The following is a 23,488-nucleotide window of genomic DNA, read 5'->3' as shown; positions in this document are numbered from 1 at the left end:
TCCTTCCGCTGCTATACGCTCCTGAAATCTGAAATGGTAAACCCGTGATAAGGAGATTTCAGGAGCGTATGAGGCAGGCTACAGGAGTTACATACCCCTTCTTTCTATATCGATCCTCTCAAACAACTCAGCCCACAGGAATGCCTTTATAACACTCTTCTCGCCGTAATGTAACGTTTGGAGTAGCTGCTCAACTTGCTGATCAAGACGCCGTTAAAGTTGCTGCCGATCGTGTTATGGATGAATTGCCCATTGCCGATATAGATGCCGACGTGATTAACTCTTCCCGGCTTCGATACGCTGAAGAAAACGAGATCGCCCGCTTTTAGATTGCTTTTGGCTACATAAGAGCCTTGCTTGCTTTGCGCTTGCGAGCCCCATTTCAGATTGACGCCTTGTTTGGCGAATACATATTTCGTAAAGGAAGAGCAGTCGAACCAAAGCTTGGAAGGATTGTTCACTCCGAATTTGTACTTCACTTTGCCTTTGAGCTGCTTGGCGGCGGAAATGACCGCATTGGCCTTCTGGACCGAAGTCGCGCTTGCAGATACGGTGGCCGCGTGAGCGGAAGGCGTCTGCAGAGCGCCGATTCCCGTCGCAAGGACGGTAAAGCATGCGGCGCCGATTATGATTTTCTTGAGCTGTTTTCTGAAGTTCATGTAAACTCCTCCTAAGGCTGTTCTAGATGACAAAATGGAGTATAACATGACGCTTGTCCCTGTATTGAGAAATTAAGGGCATCTTAATATTGGCAAAATGTACCGTGCAACCTTTACCGGAAAAAACGTTTTATCAGTCTTAGCGATTGGATTGACGGCTCAAGCTTTCGTCTTCTATAATTAATAATTATCGGATAATTCTGTATTTTCGAGTAATGAAGACGTTTTCATGAGGAAAGGAGAGGATGCGCATGCAAATGAACGAAAGGAAGCGGAACCGGATTTTCGTCTTTACCGGACCGGACGGCTCGGGAAGAAAATCGGTCGCAGAGGCAGTCGGTCAAACCTTCGGAATGGAGAAGGTCGTTTCTTACGCAACAAGAGCTCCCAGGCCGGGTGAAGTGAACGGGCAAGATTACGTATTCGTCAATCATGACGAATACCGGGAGCTGGAGCGACGAGGCGAATTTCTCGAAAGCGTGGAAATCGACGGGCAGCTCTACGGCATTCGCAGCGTAGATATCGAGAGGAGACTGAGTCAGCACGACTCCGTCTACTTGATCCTGAATCATGAAGGAGCCAGCATCCTTAAAAATATTTACGGGGACAATGCGGTACGCCTGTTTCTCTACGTAGATCGGCGGACGGCGGAGGAGCGCCAGCGCAATCTCGGCTTGGAGGAAGCGGTCATCGCCAAGCATCTCGGCCACTACGAACGAGAGCTTAGCTACCGATCCTCCTGCGAGCATGCGTTTGAAAACTACGACTTGGCCCAGACGACCTATGAGATTACGAACACTTTGGAAACCTATTTGCAGCGGAATCTGGTCGACAAAGACTAAGCTTGTTCAGAAATCGGTCTCATACGCCAATAGATGGGGTTGAACCATAAGCACTTCAAGCTGCTGTTAAAGATAATCGATAATAAAGGAGTAAAGGGGTATGTACCTCCTTCCGATGCTATACGCTCCCGAAATCTGAAATGGATAACCCGTTACAAGGTCATTTCAGGAGCGTATGAGGCAGTCTACAGGAGTTACACACCCCTTCTTTTTCTATCGATTATCTCAAGCAACTCTGCTTATGGGTCAGCCCCGTTATTGTTACAGAAGACTGCTCATTTTGCGATATTCGCGCGGGGAGACGCCCTGCCATTTTTTGAATGCATGACTGAAATGGTGCAAGTCTTCATATCCGACGAGCAATCCGACGCGCTCGATTTTCAAATCGGTTTCCCGCAGGCAGCGTTTCGCCTCTTGATGGCGGAGCCTTCGCACATATTGGCTGGGAGTCGTCCCGTATTGTTCCTTAAACAAACGAATGAAATGATCCTCGCTCACGCTGAGACGGGCAGCCATTAAGGAGACCGTCCACGGGAAGGCCATCCTGGCCGACATCTCGCCTGTCAAGGAACGAAGGGCGTCCTGATAAGCTTGCGGCACGGAGCGGGCCGGCTTCGGCTGAAGACGGGCCAGAGCCGCCAGCAGCACAATCATCGCCCCTTTGCAGACCATCTCGAATCCCGGCTTCTCGGACGTAAACTCCTCGCTTATTCTTTCCATCCAGCCCACGATTTCGTCGGGCACGGCCTCGTAGCGCGCCGCGTAAATCCTTTCCCCGTCTATGCCGACCGGCATCAGGCAGAAGCGGTCCACGTGCACACGCTCCTCATCGACGACCATGAACAGCTCATGACTTATCTCGAACTCATTGTAGAAATCGAAATGAATGCCGATCAATCGGGCGCCCTCGGTGGAGGAGATCTCGATGCAATGGGGTTCGGCCGCATGCAGAAACAGCAAGTCTCCCGGGAGAAACCGCAGCTTCTCGCCGGTTTCGGGGTAATGCACGATCATTTCCCCGTCGTAAACGTACATCATTTCGAAGTCGTAGAGACGTCTTGTCATCCCCGGAGTTTTCTGAACGCTCTGCCGGCGAGCCCAATGGATGCTTGGGTTGATTTCGCAGTAATTCAGCTGTCGAACCTCTTGATCGCTTCTCGTCATGGTGCCCCTACCCTCCTCATCTCCCACATCGATAATATACAACTAATAGTCGATAACGAGCAAATACATGTTTAATCTTCCGTGCTATTATTTCATCAAATGATCGACAATAAACAAATTTGACTCGCATATTCGGAAAGACAGGTGTTGGGGATGAGATTGGGCGTCATTGGATACGGCTTAAGGATAAGCTATATTTTCCCGGAAATTGTCTCGGAGGAGTTGGGTTACCGAATCGTGGCGATCGCAGATTTACGGTCGGAAGAGCTGCGGGCTAAGCTTGGAACGCGTGCAGAAGGGGTCCGGTTCTTCGAGGATGCCGACACCATGCTGGAGGAGGCCGAACTGGACGGCGTGATCATCGGAACTCGCTGCAATCTTCACACGGAAATGGCGATTAAGGTGCTGCGCCGGAATCTGCCGCTCTATCTGGAGAAGCCCGTCGCGACCAAGTATGAGGATCTGTACCGGCTGAAGGCTGCATACGAGGCTTCCCGTTCCGAGGTGGTCGTATCCTTCCCGCTGCGGAATACGCCGCTCGTCACGCTGGCCAAAGAAATCGTCGACTCGGGCAAGATCGGCACGATCGAGCATGTGCAGGCTGTGAATAACGTACCGTACGGCGGAGTTTATTACCATAGCTGGTACAGGGACGACAGCATTACGGGAGGACTGTTCCTGCAAAAGGCGACGCACGATTTCGACTACATCAATTGTTTGCTCGGCTTGAAGCCGATCGAAGTATGCGCGATGAAGTCGAAGCAGATTTTCAAGGGAGACAAGCCTGCGGGGTTAAAGTGCGTCGATTGCGAGGAGAACCGAACTTGCGAGGAAAGCACGTTGAAGCCGGCGAACTTGGATCGGGGAGATTACTGCAGCTTCGCGGTCGACACCGGCAACGAGGATTCGGGCAGCGCGCTGCTGAAGTACGAGACGGGAATGCACGTGAGCTATTCTCAAAATTTCTTCGCGCGCAGAGGCGCGGAGCGGCGCGGAGCCCGACTGCTCGGATACAAAGGGACGTTGGAGTTCGATTGGTACAAAAGCGAGCTTAAAGTGTATATGCATCATGAGCCGAGAGTGGAGACGCACGTCATTGACGCGAACGTGCTGGACGGGCACGGCGGAGGGGACGGTAAGCTCGTTCGCAACTTCCTGGAGTGCGTGCGCGGCCGCGAACGGTCGGCTACGACGCTTGGCGACGGTCTGCTGAGCGCGCTGCTTTGCCTCAAAGCGAACGAGTCGGCGGAGACGAAATCTTTTCAGCGGGTTGAGTGGAACGACCGTTGACGACAATGGAAATCCATGGTATGTTGAACATATAAATTCAATAAACAAAGCGGAAGCACCGCAAATTTCGACGCATAGCGCGTTGGAGTTTGCGGTTTTTTTGTTTTCCGGAAAGGAGGCGAAAGATGATCAGAAGGCTTGTACTGGCCGCGGAGGATCGGGAATACGTCGCCAAGCTGGCGGAGTATTTGCGCGAAGAGGAGAAGGACTGGGAGGTGACCGCCTGCACTTACGACGGTGCGCTGAGAAGAGAGCTGCGGAATGGAGGGAAAATCGACGCTTTGATCGGCGAGCGGGGGCTTGTGGGACAGGCGCTTTCCGAAGGCGGGCAGCCGGGAAAAACGATCATTCTGACGGATGGCCATGAAGCCGCGGAGGAAGGCCGGCAGAATATGGACCGCTATCAGCCGTTGCCGGCTCTGCTAAGCGGAATTCGAGGGGCGTTGGGGCTGGAAGCGGCCAAGCTGAAGGAGGGATGTCGGATATGGACGGTATTCTCGGCTTCGGGAGGCGCCGGTAAGACGACGGTGGCATTGAACCTGGTCCGTCAGGCAGGGGAGCGAGGCCAACGCGTTCTCTATCTCAATCTGGAGGAGTTGAACGCGACATCGCTCCTATTCGGCAGAGGCGAGCCGGACGGATTATCCAGATTGCTCTACGCGCTGCAAGCGCGCCCGGAGCAATGGGGGGAGCTGTCGCAACAGCTGTGTCGGCACCAGTCGCAATTGCGAGCCGATTATATCGACGCTCCCGAGCATCCCGGTGAACGGCTTGCGCTTACGCCCGAGCTGACCGGCGCTTTGCTGGACAAGCTGAAGTCGGACGGCCGTTACGACGCGATTGTCGTCGACCCGGATTCCGGCTCCGGGGAATGGCATTGCAGCCTGCTAGAGGCAAGCGATCGGGTTGTCTGGCTGATTCTCGACGATGCATACTGCCTGCAGAAGGCCGAGAAGCTGCTGCACTATTGGGAACCGCGACTTGGCAAGTCGGCGTACAAGCTGATCTTGGTCCTTAATAAGGCCGTCGGAGGGCAGCCTGTTAATCGCTGCACGTTGGCAGGAGCCGGGCCGGAGCTAGCGCTCCCGTATATCCCGCAGTGGAAGGCGGTCGACCAACCGGGGAGATGGTTGTCCTCTCCGGTATTCTCAGGGGCGGTAGATCAGCTTCTGGATAAGATGGAGCCGAGGATCGGGGGCTCGGCGAAGCGCGGGAGATGAGGAGACGGATATGGGGATGGCGGATAGCGGGCTTGCAATTGAGGAACTGGTTGAACTGAGGAACGCCGTCCGTGCTCGTTTGACCTGGGACGATTCGATTTCGGACGACGATCTCTGCCGCCTGATCGAAGACGAGCTGTTCCGCCGGGAGCGGGCAAAACGGATGACGGCAGGGGAACGCAAAGCGGCGGTCATGCGTCTGTTTCACTCGTTTCGGGGAATGGACGCGCTTCAGCCGCTGCTGGAAGACCAGGAAATTACGGAAATCATGATCAATTCTTATAAGGAAATTTTTATCGAGAAAAAGGGCGAGCTGCGAGCGGTTGATCTCGGATTCGAGAGCAACGAAAGACTGGAGGATCTTATTCAAAGCATCGTCGGTCGCGTAAACCGTATCGTAAACGAAGCGTCGCCGATCGTGGACGCACGTCTTCCCGACGGCTCGCGAGTGCATGTGGTGCTGCCGCCGATTGCGTTGAAAGGACCGACGGTAACGATTCGTCGGTTTCCGCACCGGCCGCTCGGCATCCAGGATTTAATCGCCAAGGAAGCGTTGACGCAGGAAGCGGCCGATTTTCTGCAGGAGATCGTCCTGGCCAAATACAATCTGTTCATCAGCGGCGGCACGGGCTCGGGCAAGACGACTTTCCTTAATGCGTTATCCCAATGGATTCCTCCCGACGAGCGCGTCATAACGATCGAAGACGCCGCCGAGCTGCAGATTCTCGGGATTGCCAACCTCGTGTCGCTGGAGACGCGCAACGCCAACAGCGAGGGCAAAGGGCAGCTCGGTATCCGCGAACTGATTCGCGCGTCTTTGCGGATGAGGCCGAACCGGATCATTGTTGGGGAAGTTCGCGGCGCCGAGGCGCTCGACATGCTTCAGGCAATGAATACCGGCCATGAAGGATCGTTGTCAACCGGCCATTCTAACGGAGCCAAGGACATGATTTCAAGATTGGAGACGATGGTGCTGAGCGGTGCGGATTTGCCGGTGCCGGTCGTTCGCCAACAGATCGCCTCCGCCCTCGACATCGTCGTCCATTTGAGCCGCTTCCGCGATTCCAGCAGGCGAGTGGCGGAAATATGCGAGGTGACGGGAGTCGAGCGAGGAGAAGTTCAACTCAGCACGCTATTTCGCTTCGAAGAAGAAGGGGAGCGGGAAGGCGCTGTCTTCGGGAGCCTGCGCAGAGTCGCCCAGCTTCGCGATCTGGGAAAGCTGCGTCATGCCGGTCTGTTAAAGGAGGCGGAGGGATGACGGACTATTCGGTTTACAGATTAAATGCAAAAGAGAAAGCATGGGCGATTTTACTCGGCTGTTCGTTCTGCTTCACGCTTATATGGCTGCTCTATCGTCATCCGCTTATCGCAGCTTTCGCTGCGCCGTTGGGATTGCTATATCCGAAATACTATGCGCTCAGTCTGTGCCGTCGCCGACGTGACAAGCTCAGACAGCAATTCAAGGACGCTCTGCAGGCTCTGACCTCGCTGCTGTCGGCAGGGAGGTCGGTAGAGAACGCCTTCTCGGCTCTTGAGAGCGACTTGGTTTTATTGATCGGCGACAGCCGCTCCGACCTGATTAGAGAGCTGAGGGCGATCTCCAATCGGTTAAGCAACGGAGAGCAGCTTGAAGTCATCTTGCAGGATTTCGCGGAGCGATCCGCTGTGGAGGAGGTGAGGAATTTCGCGGAAGCGATCGCGATATGCAAGAGAGCGGGGGGCGATCTGGTAGAAGTGACGAGAAGAACGTCGCTGCTTATTGCCGAGAAGATGGACGTCGAACTGGAAGTGTCCGTGCTGATCGCGCAAAAACGATTCGAAGCCAAGGTAATGATGGCGATGCCGTTTGCGTTTGTCGGAATCCTTAATTTCCTGGCTGCCGACTATATGCAGCCGATGAGAGAAGGGATGGGGATCGTTGTGATGTCGGTTTGTTTGCTGCTGCTTGCGTTATGCAGTTGGTGGATCGTGCGCATTATGGACATTAAGACATGAGCATATGGCTGATTAGAGTTGTTTGTACGGCGCTGCCGGGAGTTTACGCGTGCCTTGTCGCGATGTCCTTCCGCCGCTTGAAGGGAGCGAGGATCAGGCTTCATATCGATCCGTTTTCAATTGTGCTGCGGACCCCGGCCGTTTGGAGACGGATGCTGCCCCTGCTCGACAGAGCGAGAGTCTCGTTGGCTCTGCTGAACGGAGGCTCCTGTACGGAAGTTCAACTGCTGGATTGGGCGGCGGAGGGGGCCGGGCTTGGATACTTGACGATAGCGGGTATGAGTTTACTGGCATGGACGACAGATACGCCGGAGCTGCTCGTGCTGGGAGCGCTGCTCGGAGGAGGCTTGCCCCTGCTGCGTATGAAGGAGCTTGCGGGACGGGTAAGCAAGAGACGTCAGAGCATGGTTACGGAGCTGCCGGAGCTGCTTAGCAAGCTGCTCTTAATGGTGAATGCCGGGGAGAACGTTATGCGAGCGTTGAATCGAACGGCGGAGAAGACCGGATCCTCGGATAATCCGCTGTACACGGAGCTAAGATCCGCAATCGAGAGTATGAAGCGGGGAGAAGGCTTGGCGGCGGCGCTTGAGGAATGGGGCAGGAGATGTGCGATTCCCGAAGCGAAGCTGTTCGCGACGACAGTTCTAATCAATGCGAGGAGGGGCGGGGATGCCTTTATTCCGGCGCTGCGCGAACTGACCAGGCAAATGTGGGAGAAGCGGAAAGCGATCGCGCGAACGATGGGAGAACAAGCTTCGTCCAGACTGGCTTTTCCGCTCACGATCGTGTTTCTAATAATTATGGTTTTGGTCGGCGCTCCCGCCGTGTTTATGATGTGAACTATAAGTGTTTGTTCAAAAAGTCCGGTACTCAGCCTCTATAAACAACCAACAGGAAGGATGGTCGGAATGATCGGATTCATATATCAATACGGAATGAACGCTTTTCGCGCTTTGCGCGAGGACGAGGAGGGCATCGGCACGCTTGAATTGGTGCTGATCGTAGCAGTGCTAATCGCGATTGTGCTCGTATTCCGAGAGGAGATTATCGGCTTTCTGAAAGGGCTGATGGAAAAGCTGGAGACCAAGTCCGATGAAGTGTTCGATTAGTCTGGGTGCGCGTAAGCAAGAAGGGAGCCGACGGAGATATTCGGATTCTGCGGGTTCGTTTACAATCGAAGCTTCCATGCTGCTTCCTTGGGTGATGATGCTGACTTTTATGCTGATCTTATTTGCATTGTATATCTCGCAAGGAGCGTTGCTCTATTACAGTTCGTCCATTATGACGGAACGGGCTGCGTTCAATTGGTCCAACTCTTCCGCCGACACGCGTACAGGCGGGTATCCTGAGGGACAAGTCGACGGGCTCTATTGGCGATTGACCGACGACGCCCTGCTGCAGAGCCTGTTCGGACTCGCCTCGGGAGAGGCGGGAACGCAAGTAGAGGTGTATCCAGGCATGGCCGGAGGGGAGGGGGCCGCAGCGGCCGAGAAACTTAAACGGGCAGCTTATGAAACCTCCGCCAAGCATCACGTCGGTTCTGGACAACTAAGCTATCGAAATATTGGAATTAAGCGCGAGATTCGTGCAGAGCTTATCAGTTCATGGCTTTCGGTTCCGCTTGTTCGCTTCAAGGGAGGAGGACCGGCTGAAGCGAAGGTGTCCGCGCTCGTCGTGGAGCCGGCTGAATTCGTCAGGTCGTTCGATCTGGTCCGCTATTATGCAGCCAAGCTGCGGAACGCTCCGGAAGGGGAGGAAAAGTATCGTTCGCAGGCCGAGGAAGTGCTGGGCAAGCGCAAGTCGGCGCTCGGGAAAGGGGGAGGCTGGACATGAGCCATATTCGACTCCGGAGCGGGAGGACGTCAGGCTCCGTATCGGTCTATTTTATAGCTGCGACGGCTTCGTTGTTCCTGCTGACCTCCTTGTTGATCGATTTTGCCCGGATCGCCGCTTTCCGCAAACAGGCCGAGCTGTCGGTCAAGTCGGGCGTACGTTCGGCGATGTCGTCATTCGACCCGATTATTTACGCTAAATACGGACTGTTTATCCGCGGTGGGGAGGCTGCGAACGAGCTGTTTCGAACGACGCTGGAGGGCAACTCTTCGGGCGAAGACAACGAGGCGTTTTCTTTTCTGGATACGCGCTGGGGGCAAGCGGAGGTGACGGAGAGCCGGCCGCTCGCCGGTCATGACGTTTTTCGCAGGCAGGTTTTGGAGGAAATGAAGTACAAGGCTCCGATCGATCTTGCGATTGAAGTGGCAAGCCGCTTCAAAGGGCTATCGGGGACGATGAAGGAAGCGACTCGAACGGTCGATCTGCTGGAACAGATGCGCAAAGCCTACGACCGCAGGGAGAAGGCGTTCGACGATGCTTATGATCGTCAGCGAGCGCATGGCGAGAAGGTCGCGCAGAAAGCTGAATCGGCAATAAGCTCTGCAGGAGGAGTCGTCGGCGGCTATGACGATTACGTCGCGAAGCGGGAGGAGGACAAGTCGAGAAGGCAAGCTCTTGAACGCTGGGAGGCTGAGAGAGACGCCCGCTTGAACGCCGGAGAAGATTCGGAAGAGATAGAGAAGGATAAGCCGGAAGGTCCGCGTTACGGGGCCGAGATCGCCGCTTACGAGTCCCGTGCCGCCTCCACCGCGCGGGAACTCGGAAAAGCGGCCGACGAAGCGCGAGCGGAATCGGACAAGTTCGTCTCGAAGGCGAGGGAGGCGCTGATTAAAGCCACACAGGCGAACGATGAAATGCTCGCTATCGTGGAGCGGTCGCGAAGGGATACGGGGGCGACGTCGGGAGGGAGCGAAGACGCTTTGGAATCCGAGCACCGGCAGACGATGGAGGAGCTGCGTCGCTCTGCGGAGGATTTGATTTTGCCGCCGGCTTTCTTTAGCGAATACGACGCCGAGATCGACCGGCAGTATTCGCAAGGACTAACGCTGGCGGGCGAACTCGGCTCTTTGTCGTCCTTAATCGCTTCCGCTCCCGGCTCGACCGGTATGGGAACGGCGTTAAGCTCAGGGCAGGCGCGGGCGAGCGATTGCTTGTCCGAGTTTTCCGATGACTATGGAGCCGGAGGGAGGATCATAGCGCAGCGAAAGGAAATGCTGGAGTCTCGTCGTTCCTACGAAGCGGAGCGGAAGCAGGCAGAGGCGAGAGCGGAGTCCGAATGGCGAAGTGCCGGGAGCTTCCTCGGCTCGTTCTCCGCAGGAGCGGGCTCGGACGAAGAGAAGGTAAGCTTCGAGCGTACAAGCGTGTTGTATACAGAGAATCGGGAATGGAATCGTTCCGAGGAGGAGGCGCGCAGAACGCAGAGGAGCGAAGCTTCGTCCCAAGGGAGAGACGAAGCGATGACATCGGTCAATAGCTTGCTGGACGTGCTGGAAGGCGCCGTTGAGGGAGTCAGGGATCAGCTTTACTTCTCCGAATATGCGCTCGGGAGAATGACTCATTTTCCTCCATCATCGGCGAAGGAGCTTCTGAACGGGGGTGAGATTTCTTTGAGCGTGCACGGTCAGGAGGTCGAATATATTCTTTACGGACTGAATCATCCGTCCGGCAATATCGCTGCGGCGTACGGAGAAATTTTTGCTTTCCGACTGGCTGTTCGAACGATGGAAGGGCTGATCGAATGCCGGTCGGCGGGCCATCCTCTGCTCGTTCTGGCTGCGGCGCTAGTCTACGGAATCACGCAGGCGATGGCGGATATGGGCGCATTGCTGGGGACCGGCAAAATCCAATTGTCCAAATACTTGAAAGTAGATACGTACTATACAGATTATTTGCGACTGTTCCTGCTGCTGCATGGCGGGGGCTCAAATCCGACAGCGCGAGCGATTGCCGTAATGGAGCATGGCTCCGGACTTGATTTCCGCGGCGCTTACACGTATGCGAGCGGAGAAGGGACAGCGTCGGTCCGGCTGTGGTTTTTTCCCGGCCTGCTCAAAGCGCTGGCCAGGGTCGGAGATTTGGGAGGATCGATAAAGGGGAATCGCTATGAGGCGACGTATACCGCGGATTATTCTTACATATGAACGATGGCGTTCAATCCGGTTCGATTCGGGCAGCGTAACGCTGGAGAGCGCGCTGGCCATGCCGATTTTTCTGCTGTTTATTTTATTTCTGATCTTTCTTGTGCAGACGGCGGTCATCTCCATGGCGCTTCACGGCGCTTTGTCTCAGACGGCGAGGCAGGCGGCGTCCGCATGGTATCCGGTCGCGCTGGCGACGGACAAGCTTAGAGATTCCGAGCTGAACCGGCAGCTTGAGCAATGGAACGACAAATGGCTAAGCGTGGCGGATACGCTGCGCGAATACGGGCAGTGGCTGCCGGCGCCGATGAACGAGTGGGCGGACAAGGCGTCCGGGGTGTCGTTTTCATTGGAGGAGCACGCCGCCAAGCTTGCCTTCGGCGAACTGCTCAAGCAGTTTGCGGATCGGCGCGTGCTCGAATTGTCCAACGTCAGCCTTGTTGCTGTAGGACTTCCGGACGTCGCGGATCGTTCCGACGCTTATATCACTTTGGTGGCCGAATACAAGCTGCCGATGCGCGTTCCATTCCTTGGGCGCAAGCTTGTTTTGCGAGAATCGGCTAGAGAGCGGGCATGGATCGGCGGAAGTCCTTCGTCCTCCAAGCAAGCGGAGGAGGACCAGACTGGCGAGACGTTCTCGGTAACGTTCGTATCTCTTGATCCGAATCCGGTGAAGCCGGGACGCAAAGCGACGCTTGTCGTGCGGACCGAACCCGGAAGCGTCGTTGATCTGTCCATTGTTTACAAGAGCGGGCCGAGCCAGGCGAAAAATCTCGGGACAACAATCGCCGATGCATCGGGTTTGGCGTCATGGACCTGGCATGTATCCGGAAGGACGACGCCGGGCCAATGGAGCATGCAAGTATCGAACGGGCAGGGCGGAGTCTGGCAGCATTCGTTCGATGTTGTAGGCAAATCTGCGGCTGCCAACGAGGAGGGGGAACGTTGAGCTGGGGAGAGTGGCTTATTGCCGGAATTTTGCTGGCGTCGGCATGCTGGACGGATTTGCGCCTCATGCGGATTCCGAACGCGTTGAATTTGACCTTCGCGGCAGGAGGCTTTGCGTATCAATTCCTTGCGCACGGAGTGGGCGGATTGGGCTGGGCCTGCCTTGGAGCATTGTGCGGCGTTGTGCCTCTGTACGCGATGAATCGCTTAGGCGGTATAGGAGGAGGAGACGTTAAATGGTTCGGGGCGTTCGGCGCATGGGCCGGGCCCGCGTTGACCTTCGAGCTGCTGCTCGTTTCCGTATTGGTCGGGGGAGGTATCGCTTGCGGGCTGTTGGCGCTCCGAGTTCCCGGCTTGCGAGCGCTGGGAATAAAGCTGAAGTGGCCGTGGGGAGAGCATCCGGTAACCGGGGGAAGGAAGGTTGCTTTTCCGTTCATGCTGGCGGTTGCCCCCGGATTTCTGATTTTACTGGGAATGGGGTGGAGATGAGTGAAAACATTGCCGCTATCGGTAAGGTTCGAACAGCGCAGAGGGCATGTCATGATTATAGAACGCGATCCGCCGCTTGCCCGGAACGAGATCATCGAGACGCAGCTTCGCATGCTTCAGCGTTGCAAAGTTCCTTCGCTGCTTCCGCTTGAGCTTGAGGAGTGCGATGGACGAGTTTCGCTGAGATACGCTTTAACCGGAACGCGCATGCTTACGGAGGCAATGCGAGCCTCCTGGTGGTCGATGAGCGAAGCGATGGAGGCGTTGTGTAAGCTTGCCGATACGTTGGAGGAATGTCGGCTAATTATGCTGGATGCCGAGAGGGTGCGGCTGCAGGACGAATTTATTTTTGTCGGCAACGAGACTCGGGACTTGCACTTTACTTATTTACCGTTAGTCCTGCCTTCCCCCAATTGGAAAGAGGACTTGGAGAGTTTGATCGTCAGGTGGATGATGCGCGTCAAAGAGCCGGACGGATTGGTTTTTCAGCAGGTGCTGCGGTTGGTGTCCAGCGCGGACTTCGTGCCTGCGACTTTAAGCCGTCTCGGCAGGAAGTATTTGGCCGAAGCTTCGGCCGGAGCTGCCGTCTCCTTCTCGGATATTCGCAAACCGGATCCCGCCCCGATGACGGATATGCGGTCTGCCGCCAGGGAAGAGAACAAACCGAAAAGTCGTTCATGGGAGCTTCTTCAACCCGTTAGCGGAGATCCGCAACCGGTATCGGAGCTTTGGGGAGAGCCGTCACAGCATCGGTTTGATGCAGTAAGACAGAAGAGCGAGGAGAACTCTGAAGAGGAGGATGGAGGCGAACGATTCGATCCTGCTCGTTGGCGGATCATCGTCATCTGCTCGTCTTTGCTGTTGCTGGCAGCTGTCTGGAAGTTCGTGTACCTGGAACGGCCGGGCCAGCAGCAATTGCTCATTTGCGTCTGCTTGACCTTGATCGCCGGAGCGGCGGCTATTCTGTTCTGGAATGGTCCGCCTATGCGGTTGGGATCGTTTCGTCGGGGAGAGCCCTCTTCCGAACCGGGACCGAGAGAGATCGAGGCTGCCTTCCGCAATCGCTATGCAGCGGAGGAGGCAAGCGGAGTCGGCCCGGTATGGTCGCCTCCGGGGTTTGCAGCGGCGGCAGCCAAGCCGCAGGAGCGGGATACGGGGGGCCGTATTCCGGGGAGCGGCACAATTACGCCGGAAACGACATGGATTTCCGGACAGGAGCGAACCGCATTGTTAGACCGGCAGTCATCTCCGGCATCGGAACCGTACTGCTTGGTGTGGAAGTCGAAACATGAGCAATTTCGAATCCCTCTGCGCGGCGAATCCCTCGTCATCGGACGATCCGAAGAGGCGGCCGACCATGTAGACGAGACGGAGGGGATTTCCCGCTCTCATGTCGAGTTCGTGAAAATATCCGAGCAGTGGAAGGTGAAGGACCTTGGGTCGCGCAACGGGTCGCGACTTAACAATAAACCGATGGCTCCTTATGAGCTGTATTCGCTTCAGCCGGGAGATTGCCTGACGCTGGCTTGTTCGCAGTACCGTTTCCAACTCGTGGAAGGAAGGCAACCTAACTAGAGAATGTTGATTAAGCCTCGCCAGGATCACATAAAGAAAAGCCCTAGGGCGTGTATGCAAACCCGCTCAGAGGTATCTTTCATCCCCTGCTGCGTCACATTTGCTTGACGTACCCCCGGTACGCCTTCACAAAAGTTCCTTGCATGGAACGAAAATTCGGCAAAATCTACTATCCTCGGAGTATGCATACACGCCCTAGCGGGACAAATCCCGCAGGGCCTCTTCGAGTTTAGGGAAGGCGAATTTGAATCCATGATCGAGCAGCTTGCGAGGCATCGCCTTCTGTCCGGTCAGCACGAGCGTGCTCATCTCGCCTAGGGCGGTGCGAAGCAGGAAGCCCGGAACCGGGAACCAGTGAGGCCGCTTCATCGCTTGTCCGAGAGCACGACCGAATTCGTCGTTGGATACAGGATCGGGAGCGACTGCGTTCACGGGACCTTCGATCGACTTATTATCCAGACAGAACAAAATCAAGGAAACCATGTCCTGCAGATGAATCCATGGCAGCCCCTGCTTGCCGTCGCCAATGCGGCCTCCTCCGAACAGCCGATACGGCAGCCGGATAAGCGGGAAGGCTCCGCCGTCCCGAGCGCAGACGAGCCCGATCCGCAGCTTGACGAGCCGCTTGACCGGGATCCGATCCGCCGCCGCTTCCCACCGGACGACCGTATCGCCCAGAAAGTCGGCAGGCTGCACGGGAGAGGATTCATCGAAGATCTGCTCGCCGGAATGCCCGTATAGCGAAATTCCGGAAGCGTTCACAACAACTTCCGGAGGGTAGCGCATGCGCTTGATATATTCGGAGATTCGTTCGGCTGCTTGTTCCCGGGAGCGGACGATGCGCTCCTTCGCTTTGTCGGTCCAGCGCTGGTTGATCGTCTCTCCGGTGAGATTAACAAGGCCGTCGAAGCCGGACAGACGGTCGGGATCGGCGGCCCATTCCTCCCAAGTAACGTACCGAGGATGGGGAAGCGCATTGTCGTAGGCAGCGGCGGCAGGCTTTTTTCTCGTCACGATCCATACTTCGTCCCCTCTCGACAACAGGGCGTGCGTTAAAGCCTGACCGATGAATCCGGTCCCTCCGCACAGCAGCAAACGCATGCGCGTTCCCTCCTCGCTAACGATTATTCCTTATCGATAGATACGATCGTTTTTTGCTCCACCGATCCGGTGTCCGTATCCATTTTTTCAACGATATATTGGAATTTTACAGGCGTGTTCTCATCCCAGGACCCGACTTTCTCGGCGACTTCCGGAGTGACCTGGAAGCCTGTAGGGCCTTGCTCAGTCTCGATTTCGACGGAGTGGCCGTCCTGAAGTCCGACGTATTTTCCAGTGGCCTCGATCTGCTCCGGTGAAGCGGACGGACTCGGATTATTCGAAGGGCTCACGGACGGGCTCGCGGACGGACTGGCCGTGGCGGAAGGATTGGCGGACGGAGAAGATCCCGAGCTGCCGTCATTACAGGCTGTGCCTATCAGTGCCAGAGCCAACACGGCGGCCCCCAGTGTCATCGTCTTTCGGTTGCGCTTTTTCATAGTAGTGATGCACCTCCTTATGAGGTTAGACGAAGTTGGACGGCAAAGGTTTCGATTTTTTTTAGCGCGACGATTCCGGGAACGATCACTTCAGCAAGTGGCTGTAGGCGGAATAGTCGATCTGCTTCTTCTCAAGGAAGCTGATCAGGCTCTTATGGTCGCGAGCCGGCGTCGCGCGTATGTAGCCCTCGATGCAGTGTTCCTTCGTGACCTCGGCTGCGCCGCTCTCAACGGCGATCTGCCCGATCTTGGCGGCGATGGAATGGCTTGCAATATCGCGGAACGGAGTCGGAACCGGCGAGACAAGCGTCTGAAGCATATCCTTGGACTCGGGAGTCCATAGGTCGCGGCTTCGCTCCACCCAATAATTTTGCCAATCGAGCTTGGATTTCCCGTCTCTTTGCGGGAGCACCTTGAGGAATTTGCGGAACATGAAGAAGCCGCCTATGCTCATGAACAAGACAAGCACGACTGTCCAGAATGCAATGAAATAAATAAACCACGTCGGGGTATCACCCATAACGATCACCTCATCTTGAAATTATACCGCATTCCTAGATTTATTTCGACGTTCGCGATACAATAGTGAAATAATTGCGAGAACAAGCCCCCGGAGCATCGGGAGGGGACGGAACGACAGGCGAGAGGAGCCGGAAAATGTTGAAAATCGGATCTCATGTTTCTTTTTCGGACAAAGGTTTGCTGACGGCAACGAAGGAAGCGGAAACCTACGGATCGAGCACCTTTATGATCTACACGGGCGCGCCGCAGAATACCCGCAGGAAGCCGATCGAGGATTTGTATATTCCCCAGGGCAAGGATGCGATGGCGCAAGCCGGAATCGGCGAGATTGTCGTGCACGCTCCGTACATCGTGAATCTGGGCTCTTATAAAGAAGATACTTATCGCTTGGCGATAGATTTCCTGCAGGAGGAGATCCGCCGGACGCACGCTATCGGAGTCAAGAATATCGTGCTGCACCCGGGGGCGTATACGGAGAAGGACCCAGAATACGGTATCGCGCGCATTGCCGAAGGTCTCAATGAAGTGCTGGAAGGCACGAAGGAGACGGACGTGAACATCGCCCTGGAGACGATGGCGGGCAAAGGGACGGAGATCGGCCGCAGCTTCGAGGAGCTGGCGCAAATCATCGAGCGCGTTCGGCTGAACGAACGCTTGACCGTCTGCATGGATACTTGCCACATTCACGATGCGGGCTACGATATTGTCGGCGATATTGACGGCGTGCTGCGCAAATTCGACGACATCGTCGGTCTGAACCGGATCGCGGTCGTACACGTCAACGACAGCAAAAATCCGTGCGGAGCGGCCAAGGACCGTCATGCCCCGATCGGCTCCGGCTGGATCGGCTATGACGGCATCGCCGGGGTTGTCGGACACGAACTGCTCAAGGGCAAGCCTTTTATTCTCGAGACGCCTTGGATCGGCAAGAACGAACGTCCGATGTACGAGGCCGAGATTGCGATGCTCAGAGGGGATGCGGAGGAGAGATTTGGCGGCGAATTCATGGTCGATGTCGAACGGCTGCACCATTTCTTCGAAAAGGTCGGAATCGATTCGCGTCTGTACGTGCTGAATACGTGGGAGCTGCTGAAATCCGACGCCAAAGCGAGAAAAGCGGACCCGCGCGAGCCGATGGAAAGGCTCTACGATATGCTGCTGGAAAATCGCGTGCTTCCGGAGGAATACAGCGAGGAAGCGATGAACCATCGTCTGCTGGCCTATTTGGCGGGCGAAGAATGGCTGTCCCAACAATAAATATCGAGAGGTAGAAGATAGCGATGAGTCATACGTATCAGCCGCAAGGAAACAAACGGCTAGAAGACAAGAGCGTACGCGCGCGAATGCTCATTTCCTGCCCGGACAAGGCAGGCATCGTCGCCGCCGTGTCGCAATTTCTGTACGAGCAAGGAGCCAACATCGTCCAGTCCGATCAATATACGATGGACCCGGAAGGAGGCATGTTCTTCATGCGGATCGAGTTCGATCTGCAGGAGCTGGAGCAGCGCTTGCCTTCGCTTCAGGAGGATTTCACCCGCGTCGCGGATCGTTTCTCGATGAGATGGAGCATTTTCCGCGCAGCGCGACGCAAAAGAATTGCGGTATTCGTCTCCAAGGAGGATCACTGCCTGCTTGAACTTCTCTGGCAATGGCAGGCCGGGGATCTCGACGCCGAGATCAGCATGGTGATCAGCAATCACGAGGATATGAGAGGAATCGTCGAGTCGTTCGGCATTCCTTTTCACTATGTGCCGGTTACGCCCGATACGAAGGCGGAAGCCGAGCAGAAGCAGCGCGAGCTAACCGCAGGCAAAATCGACCTGATCGTGCTCGCCCGCTACATGCAGATCGTTTCTCCGAAATTCATCGAGCAGTATCACAATCGCATCATTAATATCCATCACTCCTTCCTGCCGGCGTTCGTCGGGGGCAAGCCTTATCAGCAAGCTTACAATCGCGGGGTTAAGCTGATCGGAGCGACGGCACACTATGTAACGGAAGAGCTGGATGGCGGCCCGATTATCGAGCAGGACATTCAGCGCGTCAGCCATCGCGACAACGTCAACGAGCTGAAGCGGATCGGACGCCACATCGAGAGAATCGTGCTGGCCCGAGCCGTAAAGTGGCATGTGGAGGACAGATTGCTCGTCTACCAAAACAAAACCGTCGTATTTGTGTAACTCGTGCTACAATGTACAACAAATAATGAGAAGCTGCACGGCTGCGGCGCAATTCGCCGGCAACGTACGCGAATAGATAAGAGGAGGGCTCTGTTTCATGACAGCCAGCACCAAAATAATCGATCAATTATCCGTAACGACGATTCGCACGCTATCCATCGACGCGATCGAGAAAGCGAAATCCGGCCATCCGGGCATGCCGATGGGAGCCGCCCCGATGGGCTATCAACTGTTCGCCAAAACGATGAAGCACAATCCGTCCAATCCGCAATGGATCGACCGCGACCGCTTCGTCCTGTCAGCGGGCCACGGCTCGATGCTGCTGTACTCCCTGCTGCACCTGAGCGGCTACGATCTCCCGATCGAAGAGCTGAAAAACTTCCGTCAATGGGGCTCCCTGACGCCGGGTCACCCGGAGTTCGGCCATACGGCGGGCGTGGATGCGACGACGGGACCGCTAGGCCAGGGCATTGCGATGGCCGTCGGCATGGCGATGGCGGAAGCGCAGCTGTCGGCGACCTATAACCGCGACGGCTACGAGCTGATCAATCACTTTACATACTCGGTCTGCGGTGACGGAGATTTGTCCGAGGGCGTCGCGTCGGAAGCGGCTTCGATGGCCGGCCACATGAAGCTGGGCAAATTGGTCGTCTTGTACGATTCCAACGATATCTCGCTCGACGGCGAGCTGGGTTTGTCGTTCTCCGAGAACGTGGGCCAACGTTTCGAAGCGTACGGTTGGCAGTATCTACGCGTAGAGGACGGCAACGATCTCGACGCGCTGGGCAAGGCGATTGCAGCCGCTCAGGCGGAGCTTGGCAAGCCGACGCTGATCGAGGTGAAGACGGTCATCGGCTACGGTTCTCCGAATAAAGGCGGCAAAGGCGGCCACGCCGGCCCGCACGGTTCTCCGCTCGGAACGGACGAAGCGAAGCTGACGAAGGCGTTCTATGAATGGCCTCACGAAGAATTCCACGTTCCCGAAGAAGTCCGCGCTCATTTCGCCGCGATCAAGCAATCCGGCGAGCAGTCGAACGCCGCATGGGACGCTCGCTTTGCGGAATACAAGGCGGCTCACCCCGAGCTGGCTGCGCAATTCGAAGCGGCTCTCTCCAGCCGATTGCCTGACAATTGGGACGCGGATCTGCCTTCGTACTCGACGGAGGATAAGCCGCTGTCCACGCGCGTCGCTTCCGGCAATGCGATCAACGGCTTGGCCAAAAACGTACCTTACCTCGTTGGCGGTTCCGCCGACTTGGAAAGCTCCACGATGACGCATATGAAGGGGCTGCCGATCTACAAGCCGGGCAACTACGACGGTCGCAACATCTACTTCGGCATTCGCGAATTCGCGATGGCCGCGGCGATGAACGGAATTATGCTGCATGGCGGGCTGAAGGTGTTCGGCGGAACGTTCTTCGTGTTCACGGACTACCTGCGCCCGGCCGTTCGTCTGGCGGCGCTGATGGGTCTGCCTGTCGTCTACGTCTTGACGCACGACAGCATCGCGGTCGGCGAAGACGGCCCGACGCACGAGCCGATCGAGCAGTTGGCTTCGATCCGCATCATTCCGAACTTGACAGTCATCCGTCCGGCTGACGGCAACGAGACTTCCGCCGCATGGGCGTATGCGATGCAAAACCAAAGCAATCCGGTCGCGCTCGTGCTGACTCGCCAGAATCTGCCGATTCTCGAAGGCACGGCATCTGCGCGCGACAATATCGTCAAAGGCGGTTACATCGTCTCCGAAGCGGCTAACGGCGAGCCTCAGGGCATCCTGATCGCGACGGGCTCCGAGGTTCAACTGGCGGTCGCATCGCAGAAAGCGCTGGCCGAGCAAGGTATCCACGTTCGCGTCGTCAGCCTGCCGAGCTTCGATCTGTTCGAGAAGCAGGACGCAAGCTACAAGGAGAGCGTGCTGCCGAAGTCGATTAAAGCCCGTCTGGCGATCGAGATGGCGCATCCGTTCGGATGGGAACGTTACGTCGGAGACAACGGTTCGATTCTGGGCATCTCTACGTTCGGAGCTTCCGCGCCGGGAGACCGCGTCATTAAAGAATACGGCTTTACTGTCGACAACGTCGTTGCCGAATTTAAAAAGCTGGTATAAGCGAGGTTTCAAAATGTTCAAAAAGTCCGCTTATTAGGTCGAATTGACCTCCTCGGATGTTTTCGTGATCAAAAGCGGACTTTTTGAACAAGCTTTATAATACGGAGAGGGAGCTGGAGAGAAACGATGCCGCAGTACAATAACGTATCCGTAGTAAAGAAAGCCAACGTTTATTTCGAAGGCAATGTAACGAGCCGGACGGTCATTTTCGCAGACGGCACTAAAGTAACGCTGGGTATCATGCTCCCGGGCGAATATGAGTTCGGTACGGCACAGAAGGAAATAATGGACATTCAAGCGGGCGAGCTGTCCGTGCTGCTTCCGGGCGGCGACGAATGGCTGGACATTGCCGAGCCGACGAAATTCGAAGTCCCGGCCAACTCCAGCTTTAAGCTCAAGGTGAAGACGGTAACGGATTACATCTGTTCGTATTTGGACTGAGCGTATTCCGATAGCGCCGACAACCACTGCCGAAGATGCAAGCGGCGGTGGTTGTTTTGCGTGAGCGTCGTATTCGGGTGTGGAGGCTGTTGCCGATGAAAAAAAGATTAGTGGATTTCGTTATGCTCGCGGTGGGCGCTCTCATGTTCGCGCTCTCGATCAATCTGTTCGCGATTCCCAACGAGTTCGGCGAAGGCGGCGTGACCGGCGTTACGATCATTCTGTATTATTTGTACGAGTGGTCGCCGGGACTTGTCAGCCTAATTCTGAATTCGTTTTTGCTGATTATAGGGTATAAATTTCTCGACCGGACGACCGTGGCGTATACGGTTGTTGCCGTGCTGCTGCTATCTCTGTTCCTGCATTTGACGGAGGGGATGCGCATCGAGTCCCATGAGATCGTCGTGAACGCGATTTTCGGAGGGGTCCTTGGCGGCGCGGGCATCGGCATTATCATCCGGGCGGGCGGAACGACGGCCGGCTCCGTCATCCTGGCTCGAATCGCGCACAAATATTTGGATTGGAACGTCAGCTACGCGTTGCTGTTTTTCGATCTGATCGTCGTGCTGGGCTCCTATTTCATTATCGGCGCTCAAGCGGTTATGCTGACGGTCGTCATGCTGTACATCGCGACGAAGGTGATGGATTTCATCATCGAGGGGTTGAACCCGAAGAAGGCGGTAACGATCATCTCCAAGGAGCATGCGAGAATCGCCGATCAGGTCAACAGCTTGATGGACAGGGGCGTAACGGTGCTTCACGGTCACGGATACTACACGAAGACGGAGAAGCAAATTCTCTACATCGTCATCAGCAAGCAAGAGCTGAGCACGCTGAAGCGAATTGTGAAGGCGAGCGACAAGGACGCGTTCATTACCATTCACGACGTCAGAGACGTATTCGGCGAAGGATTTATCGAGCTATCCAAATAATAGGCGCATGTAGCTCCTCGCGGACCGGACGGTGAGGCAAGAATCATTTATGGCGGCAGGGCGGGGGCAGCCGTCTGCCGTCCCGCCCCCGCAGACGCCGGTCAATGCTGGCCGGCAATATACTCTTGAAGCTGAAGGCGCTGGTACAGCGGCAGCCCCGTTAGAAGGCAGCCGTAGCTGAAGGCGTCGTTGTTGCGTTCGATGCGAATAATCCGCGCGGTCATCGGCGGCAGCTGCGATTCCTGCAGGAAGTGAAGAACGATGAACATATCCTTCTCCAGCGGGGATTTCGATTCGATCTGAATTCCGTCCTCGGACAGATCAAGCAGACGGCCGCGAACCGTATGACCGCGGAAGGCTCCGTCTCCTTCCCATTGGTAGATGGACATCATGAGCGGGATGTCCAGCGGCAAGCGCGCTTTCTTGCGGCGTTCCGATTCTTCCGCATAAGACGGGTCGGATTCCTCCGCAGGCGACACAGCCTCGATCGCCGCAGTCGAAGACTCGCCGATCCTTCTGCCTATCCAGCTTTCGTATACGCGTGCGAGAGCCGCGAGATCCTGCTCGCCGTATCCGGCAGCTTGTCCGAGCTGGAATAGGCTCTTGGCGGACTCGAGCATCGGAGTGGAGACGCCGAGCGTATCCGTCAGAACAGACGACAGCTTAAGATCCTTAAGCATAAGCTCCAGCGAGAATTGTACGCTGTAGTCCTCCTCGATAATTTTGCGCCCCTTCAGCTCGGCCTGTTTGCTGGCCGCGCCGCCGCCCTGTACGACGCGTAGGAAGGCGGAGGCGTCGATGCCGCTCTTGGCGGCAATCGCCATGCCTTCGATTAATCCTGCGGCATTGATCCCGACGATCGTATTGTGAGCGAGCTTGGCGTTGGCGCCGCTGCCGCTTGGACCCATGTAGATCACTTCCCGTCCCATTGCGAGCAGCAGTTCTTCATGCTCGGCAACCGTTTCCCGATCTCCCCCAGCCATGAACAGCAGCGTTCCATCGATTGCGGCGGGTTTGCTGCCGGTTACCGGCGCGTCGATGAAATCGCAGAATCGTTCCGCGGCCGCGGCCGCGAGTCTCCTGGCCAGCGCAGGCGAAATCGTGCTGCTGTCGATAATCGTCGTGTTGGGCTTCAGTACCTGAAGCAGGCCGTTATCTCCGAAATATACTTCTTCGATCGCCTGATCGTTGCTAATCATCGTGATCACGACATCCACTCGCTTAGCAAGGTCGGCGGGCGAAGCGGCAACGTCGGCACCGAGCGCTGCAAGGGAGTCGGCTTTGCCCTCAGTACGGTTATAGACGAGGACATCATAGTCTTTGCGCAGCAAATTGGCCGCCATCGGCTCCCCCATCGTGCCGAGACCGATAAATCCGATCGATTTCATCTGAATCGTCTCCTTGTTCAATAGATGGTTCTATTATCCCGTTGTTTTGCCAATTCCGAAAGAGGCTGCAACAATATTCATACAATTTCCGTTCAGAGGTGGAAAAGGAATGTAAAAAGTGATATCATATAAATATCAAATAAATATTACTCAGAGGTGGTCTT

At 55.9% G+C, this 23,488-nt stretch carries 23 protein-coding genes; 17 read left to right on the top strand and 6 right to left on the bottom strand.

Going from position 1 to position 23,488, the window contains the following annotated elements; all coding sequences use genetic code 11:
* Positions 1-146: 146 nt before the first annotated feature.
* Positions 147-659 carry a C40 family peptidase gene (locus J4772_RS03695; RefSeq protein ID WP_116061603.1) on the bottom strand — a complete coding sequence of 171 codons (513 nt, stop codon included), beginning with the start codon at positions 657-659 and terminating at the stop codon, positions 147-149.
* Positions 660-910: 251 nt separating this feature from the next.
* On the opposite strand from J4772_RS03695, the gene J4772_RS03690 reads away from it, so the two are divergent.
* Positions 911-1,501, top strand: a complete 591-nt coding sequence (locus J4772_RS03690; protein ID WP_246016559.1) for a guanylate kinase — start codon at positions 911-913, stop codon at positions 1,499-1,501.
* 261 nt (positions 1,502-1,762) lie between these two features.
* Here J4772_RS03690 and J4772_RS03685 read toward each other — a convergent pair whose 3' ends face one another.
* Positions 1,763-2,665 (bottom strand): helix-turn-helix transcriptional regulator, encoded by a 903-nt coding sequence (locus tag J4772_RS03685; protein WP_209074185.1) that lies wholly within the window; start codon positions 2,663-2,665, stop codon positions 1,763-1,765.
* Between the two features lie 153 nt (positions 2,666-2,818).
* Here J4772_RS03685 and J4772_RS03680 point away from each other — a divergent pair, with 153 nt between their 5' ends.
* The 11 genes from J4772_RS03680 to J4772_RS03630 all read left to right on the top strand — a co-directional run bounded on the left by J4772_RS03680 (position 2,819) and on the right by J4772_RS03630 (position 14,213).
* Positions 2,819-3,955: a Gfo/Idh/MocA family protein gene (locus J4772_RS03680; protein WP_209074184.1), complete on the top strand. Its 1,137-nt coding sequence runs from the start codon at positions 2,819-2,821 to the stop codon at positions 3,953-3,955.
* 125 nt (positions 3,956-4,080) lie between these two features.
* Entirely contained in the window at positions 4,081-5,175 is a 1,095-nt protein-coding gene (locus tag J4772_RS03675) for a P-loop NTPase family protein (protein WP_209074183.1), read from the top strand.
* 16 nt (positions 5,176-5,191) lie between these two features.
* The gene (locus tag J4772_RS03670) at positions 5,192-6,433 is read left to right on the top strand and encodes a TadA family conjugal transfer-associated ATPase (RefSeq protein ID WP_209074182.1); all 1,242 of its coding nucleotides are present in this window, start codon (positions 5,192-5,194) and stop codon (positions 6,431-6,433) included.
* Positions 6,430-7,170 (top strand): type II secretion system F family protein, encoded by a 741-nt coding sequence (locus J4772_RS03665; RefSeq protein WP_116061607.1) that lies wholly within the window; start codon positions 6,430-6,432, stop codon positions 7,168-7,170. Before J4772_RS03670 ends, J4772_RS03665 begins: the two co-directional genes overlap by 4 nt.
* On the top strand, positions 7,167-8,009 hold the full coding sequence (locus J4772_RS03660) for a type II secretion system F family protein (protein ID WP_209074181.1): 843 nt from the start codon (positions 7,167-7,169) through the stop codon (positions 8,007-8,009). The genes J4772_RS03665 and J4772_RS03660 overlap by 4 nt, the downstream gene beginning before the upstream one ends.
* Positions 8,010-8,078: 69 nt before the next feature.
* On the top strand, positions 8,079-8,279 hold the full coding sequence (locus J4772_RS03655) for a Flp1 family type IVb pilin (protein ID WP_246016560.1): 201 nt from the start codon (positions 8,079-8,081) through the stop codon (positions 8,277-8,279).
* On the top strand, positions 8,263-9,003 hold the full coding sequence (locus J4772_RS03650) for a pilus assembly protein (RefSeq protein WP_209074180.1): 741 nt from the start codon (positions 8,263-8,265) through the stop codon (positions 9,001-9,003). The genes J4772_RS03655 and J4772_RS03650 overlap by 17 nt, the downstream gene beginning before the upstream one ends.
* Positions 9,000-11,204 (top strand): hypothetical protein, encoded by a 2,205-nt coding sequence (locus J4772_RS03645; protein ID WP_209074179.1) that lies wholly within the window; start codon positions 9,000-9,002, stop codon positions 11,202-11,204. The genes J4772_RS03650 and J4772_RS03645 overlap by 4 nt, the downstream gene beginning before the upstream one ends.
* On the top strand, positions 11,167-12,150 hold the full coding sequence (locus J4772_RS03640) for a hypothetical protein (RefSeq protein WP_116061611.1): 984 nt from the start codon (positions 11,167-11,169) through the stop codon (positions 12,148-12,150). Before J4772_RS03645 ends, J4772_RS03640 begins: the two co-directional genes overlap by 38 nt.
* Positions 12,147-12,638 (top strand): A24 family peptidase, encoded by a 492-nt coding sequence (locus J4772_RS03635; protein ID WP_181917723.1) that lies wholly within the window; start codon positions 12,147-12,149, stop codon positions 12,636-12,638. Before J4772_RS03640 ends, J4772_RS03635 begins: the two co-directional genes overlap by 4 nt.
* On the top strand, positions 12,639-14,213 hold the full coding sequence (locus J4772_RS03630) for a DUF6382 and FHA domain-containing protein (protein WP_209074178.1): 1,575 nt from the start codon (positions 12,639-12,641) through the stop codon (positions 14,211-14,213).
* Positions 14,214-14,408: 195 nt separating this feature from the next.
* Here the strand turns inward: J4772_RS03630 and J4772_RS03625 are convergent, their stop codons facing one another.
* The 3 genes from J4772_RS03625 to J4772_RS03615 all read right to left on the bottom strand — a co-directional run bounded on the left by J4772_RS03625 (position 14,409) and on the right by J4772_RS03615 (position 16,271).
* Complete coding sequence (locus J4772_RS03625) at positions 14,409-15,314, bottom strand: TIGR01777 family oxidoreductase (protein WP_116061614.1); 906 nt, start codon at positions 15,312-15,314, stop codon at positions 14,409-14,411.
* A 23-nt stretch (positions 15,315-15,337) separates the two neighbouring features.
* Complete coding sequence (locus tag J4772_RS03620; RefSeq protein WP_209074177.1) at positions 15,338-15,751, bottom strand: hypothetical protein; 414 nt, start codon at positions 15,749-15,751, stop codon at positions 15,338-15,340.
* Between the two features lie 85 nt (positions 15,752-15,836).
* Positions 15,837-16,271, bottom strand: coding sequence for a DUF2621 family protein (locus J4772_RS03615; protein ID WP_116061615.1), 435 nt, complete (start codon positions 16,269-16,271; stop codon positions 15,837-15,839).
* Positions 16,272-16,408: 137 nt separating this feature from the next.
* On the opposite strand from J4772_RS03615, the gene J4772_RS03610 reads away from it, so the two are divergent.
* The 5 genes from J4772_RS03610 (at position 16,409) to J4772_RS03590 (ending at position 21,936) form a co-directional block, all read left to right on the top strand.
* Positions 16,409-17,530, top strand: a complete 1,122-nt coding sequence (locus tag J4772_RS03610; RefSeq protein WP_209074176.1) for a deoxyribonuclease IV — start codon at positions 16,409-16,411, stop codon at positions 17,528-17,530.
* Between the two features lie 23 nt (positions 17,531-17,553).
* Positions 17,554-18,453, top strand: a complete 900-nt coding sequence (gene purU / locus J4772_RS03605; protein ID WP_116061617.1) for a formyltetrahydrofolate deformylase — start codon at positions 17,554-17,556, stop codon at positions 18,451-18,453.
* A gap of 97 nt (positions 18,454-18,550) precedes the next feature.
* Positions 18,551-20,563 (top strand): transketolase, encoded by a 2,013-nt coding sequence (gene tkt, locus J4772_RS03600; RefSeq protein WP_209074175.1) that lies wholly within the window; start codon positions 18,551-18,553, stop codon positions 20,561-20,563.
* Positions 20,564-20,689: 126 nt separating this feature from the next.
* Positions 20,690-21,004: a pyrimidine/purine nucleoside phosphorylase gene (locus tag J4772_RS03595; RefSeq protein WP_116061619.1), complete on the top strand. Its 315-nt coding sequence runs from the start codon at positions 20,690-20,692 to the stop codon at positions 21,002-21,004.
* A 95-nt stretch (positions 21,005-21,099) separates the two neighbouring features.
* Complete coding sequence (locus tag J4772_RS03590; RefSeq protein WP_116061620.1) at positions 21,100-21,936, top strand: YitT family protein; 837 nt, start codon at positions 21,100-21,102, stop codon at positions 21,934-21,936.
* A gap of 101 nt (positions 21,937-22,037) precedes the next feature.
* Here J4772_RS03590 and J4772_RS03585 read toward each other — a convergent pair whose 3' ends face one another.
* Positions 22,038-23,324, bottom strand: a complete 1,287-nt coding sequence (locus J4772_RS03585) for an NAD(P)-binding domain-containing protein (protein WP_209074174.1) — start codon at positions 23,322-23,324, stop codon at positions 22,038-22,040.
* Positions 23,325-23,488: the final 164 nt, after the last annotated feature.

The organism is Cohnella sp. LGH (genome assembly GCF_017671885.1).
GTDB lineage: Bacteria > Bacillota > Bacilli > Paenibacillales > Paenibacillaceae > Cohnella > Cohnella phaseoli.
The sequence above is the reverse complement of the archived record's forward strand: the minus strand, read 5'-3'. Positions and strand labels throughout refer to the sequence as shown.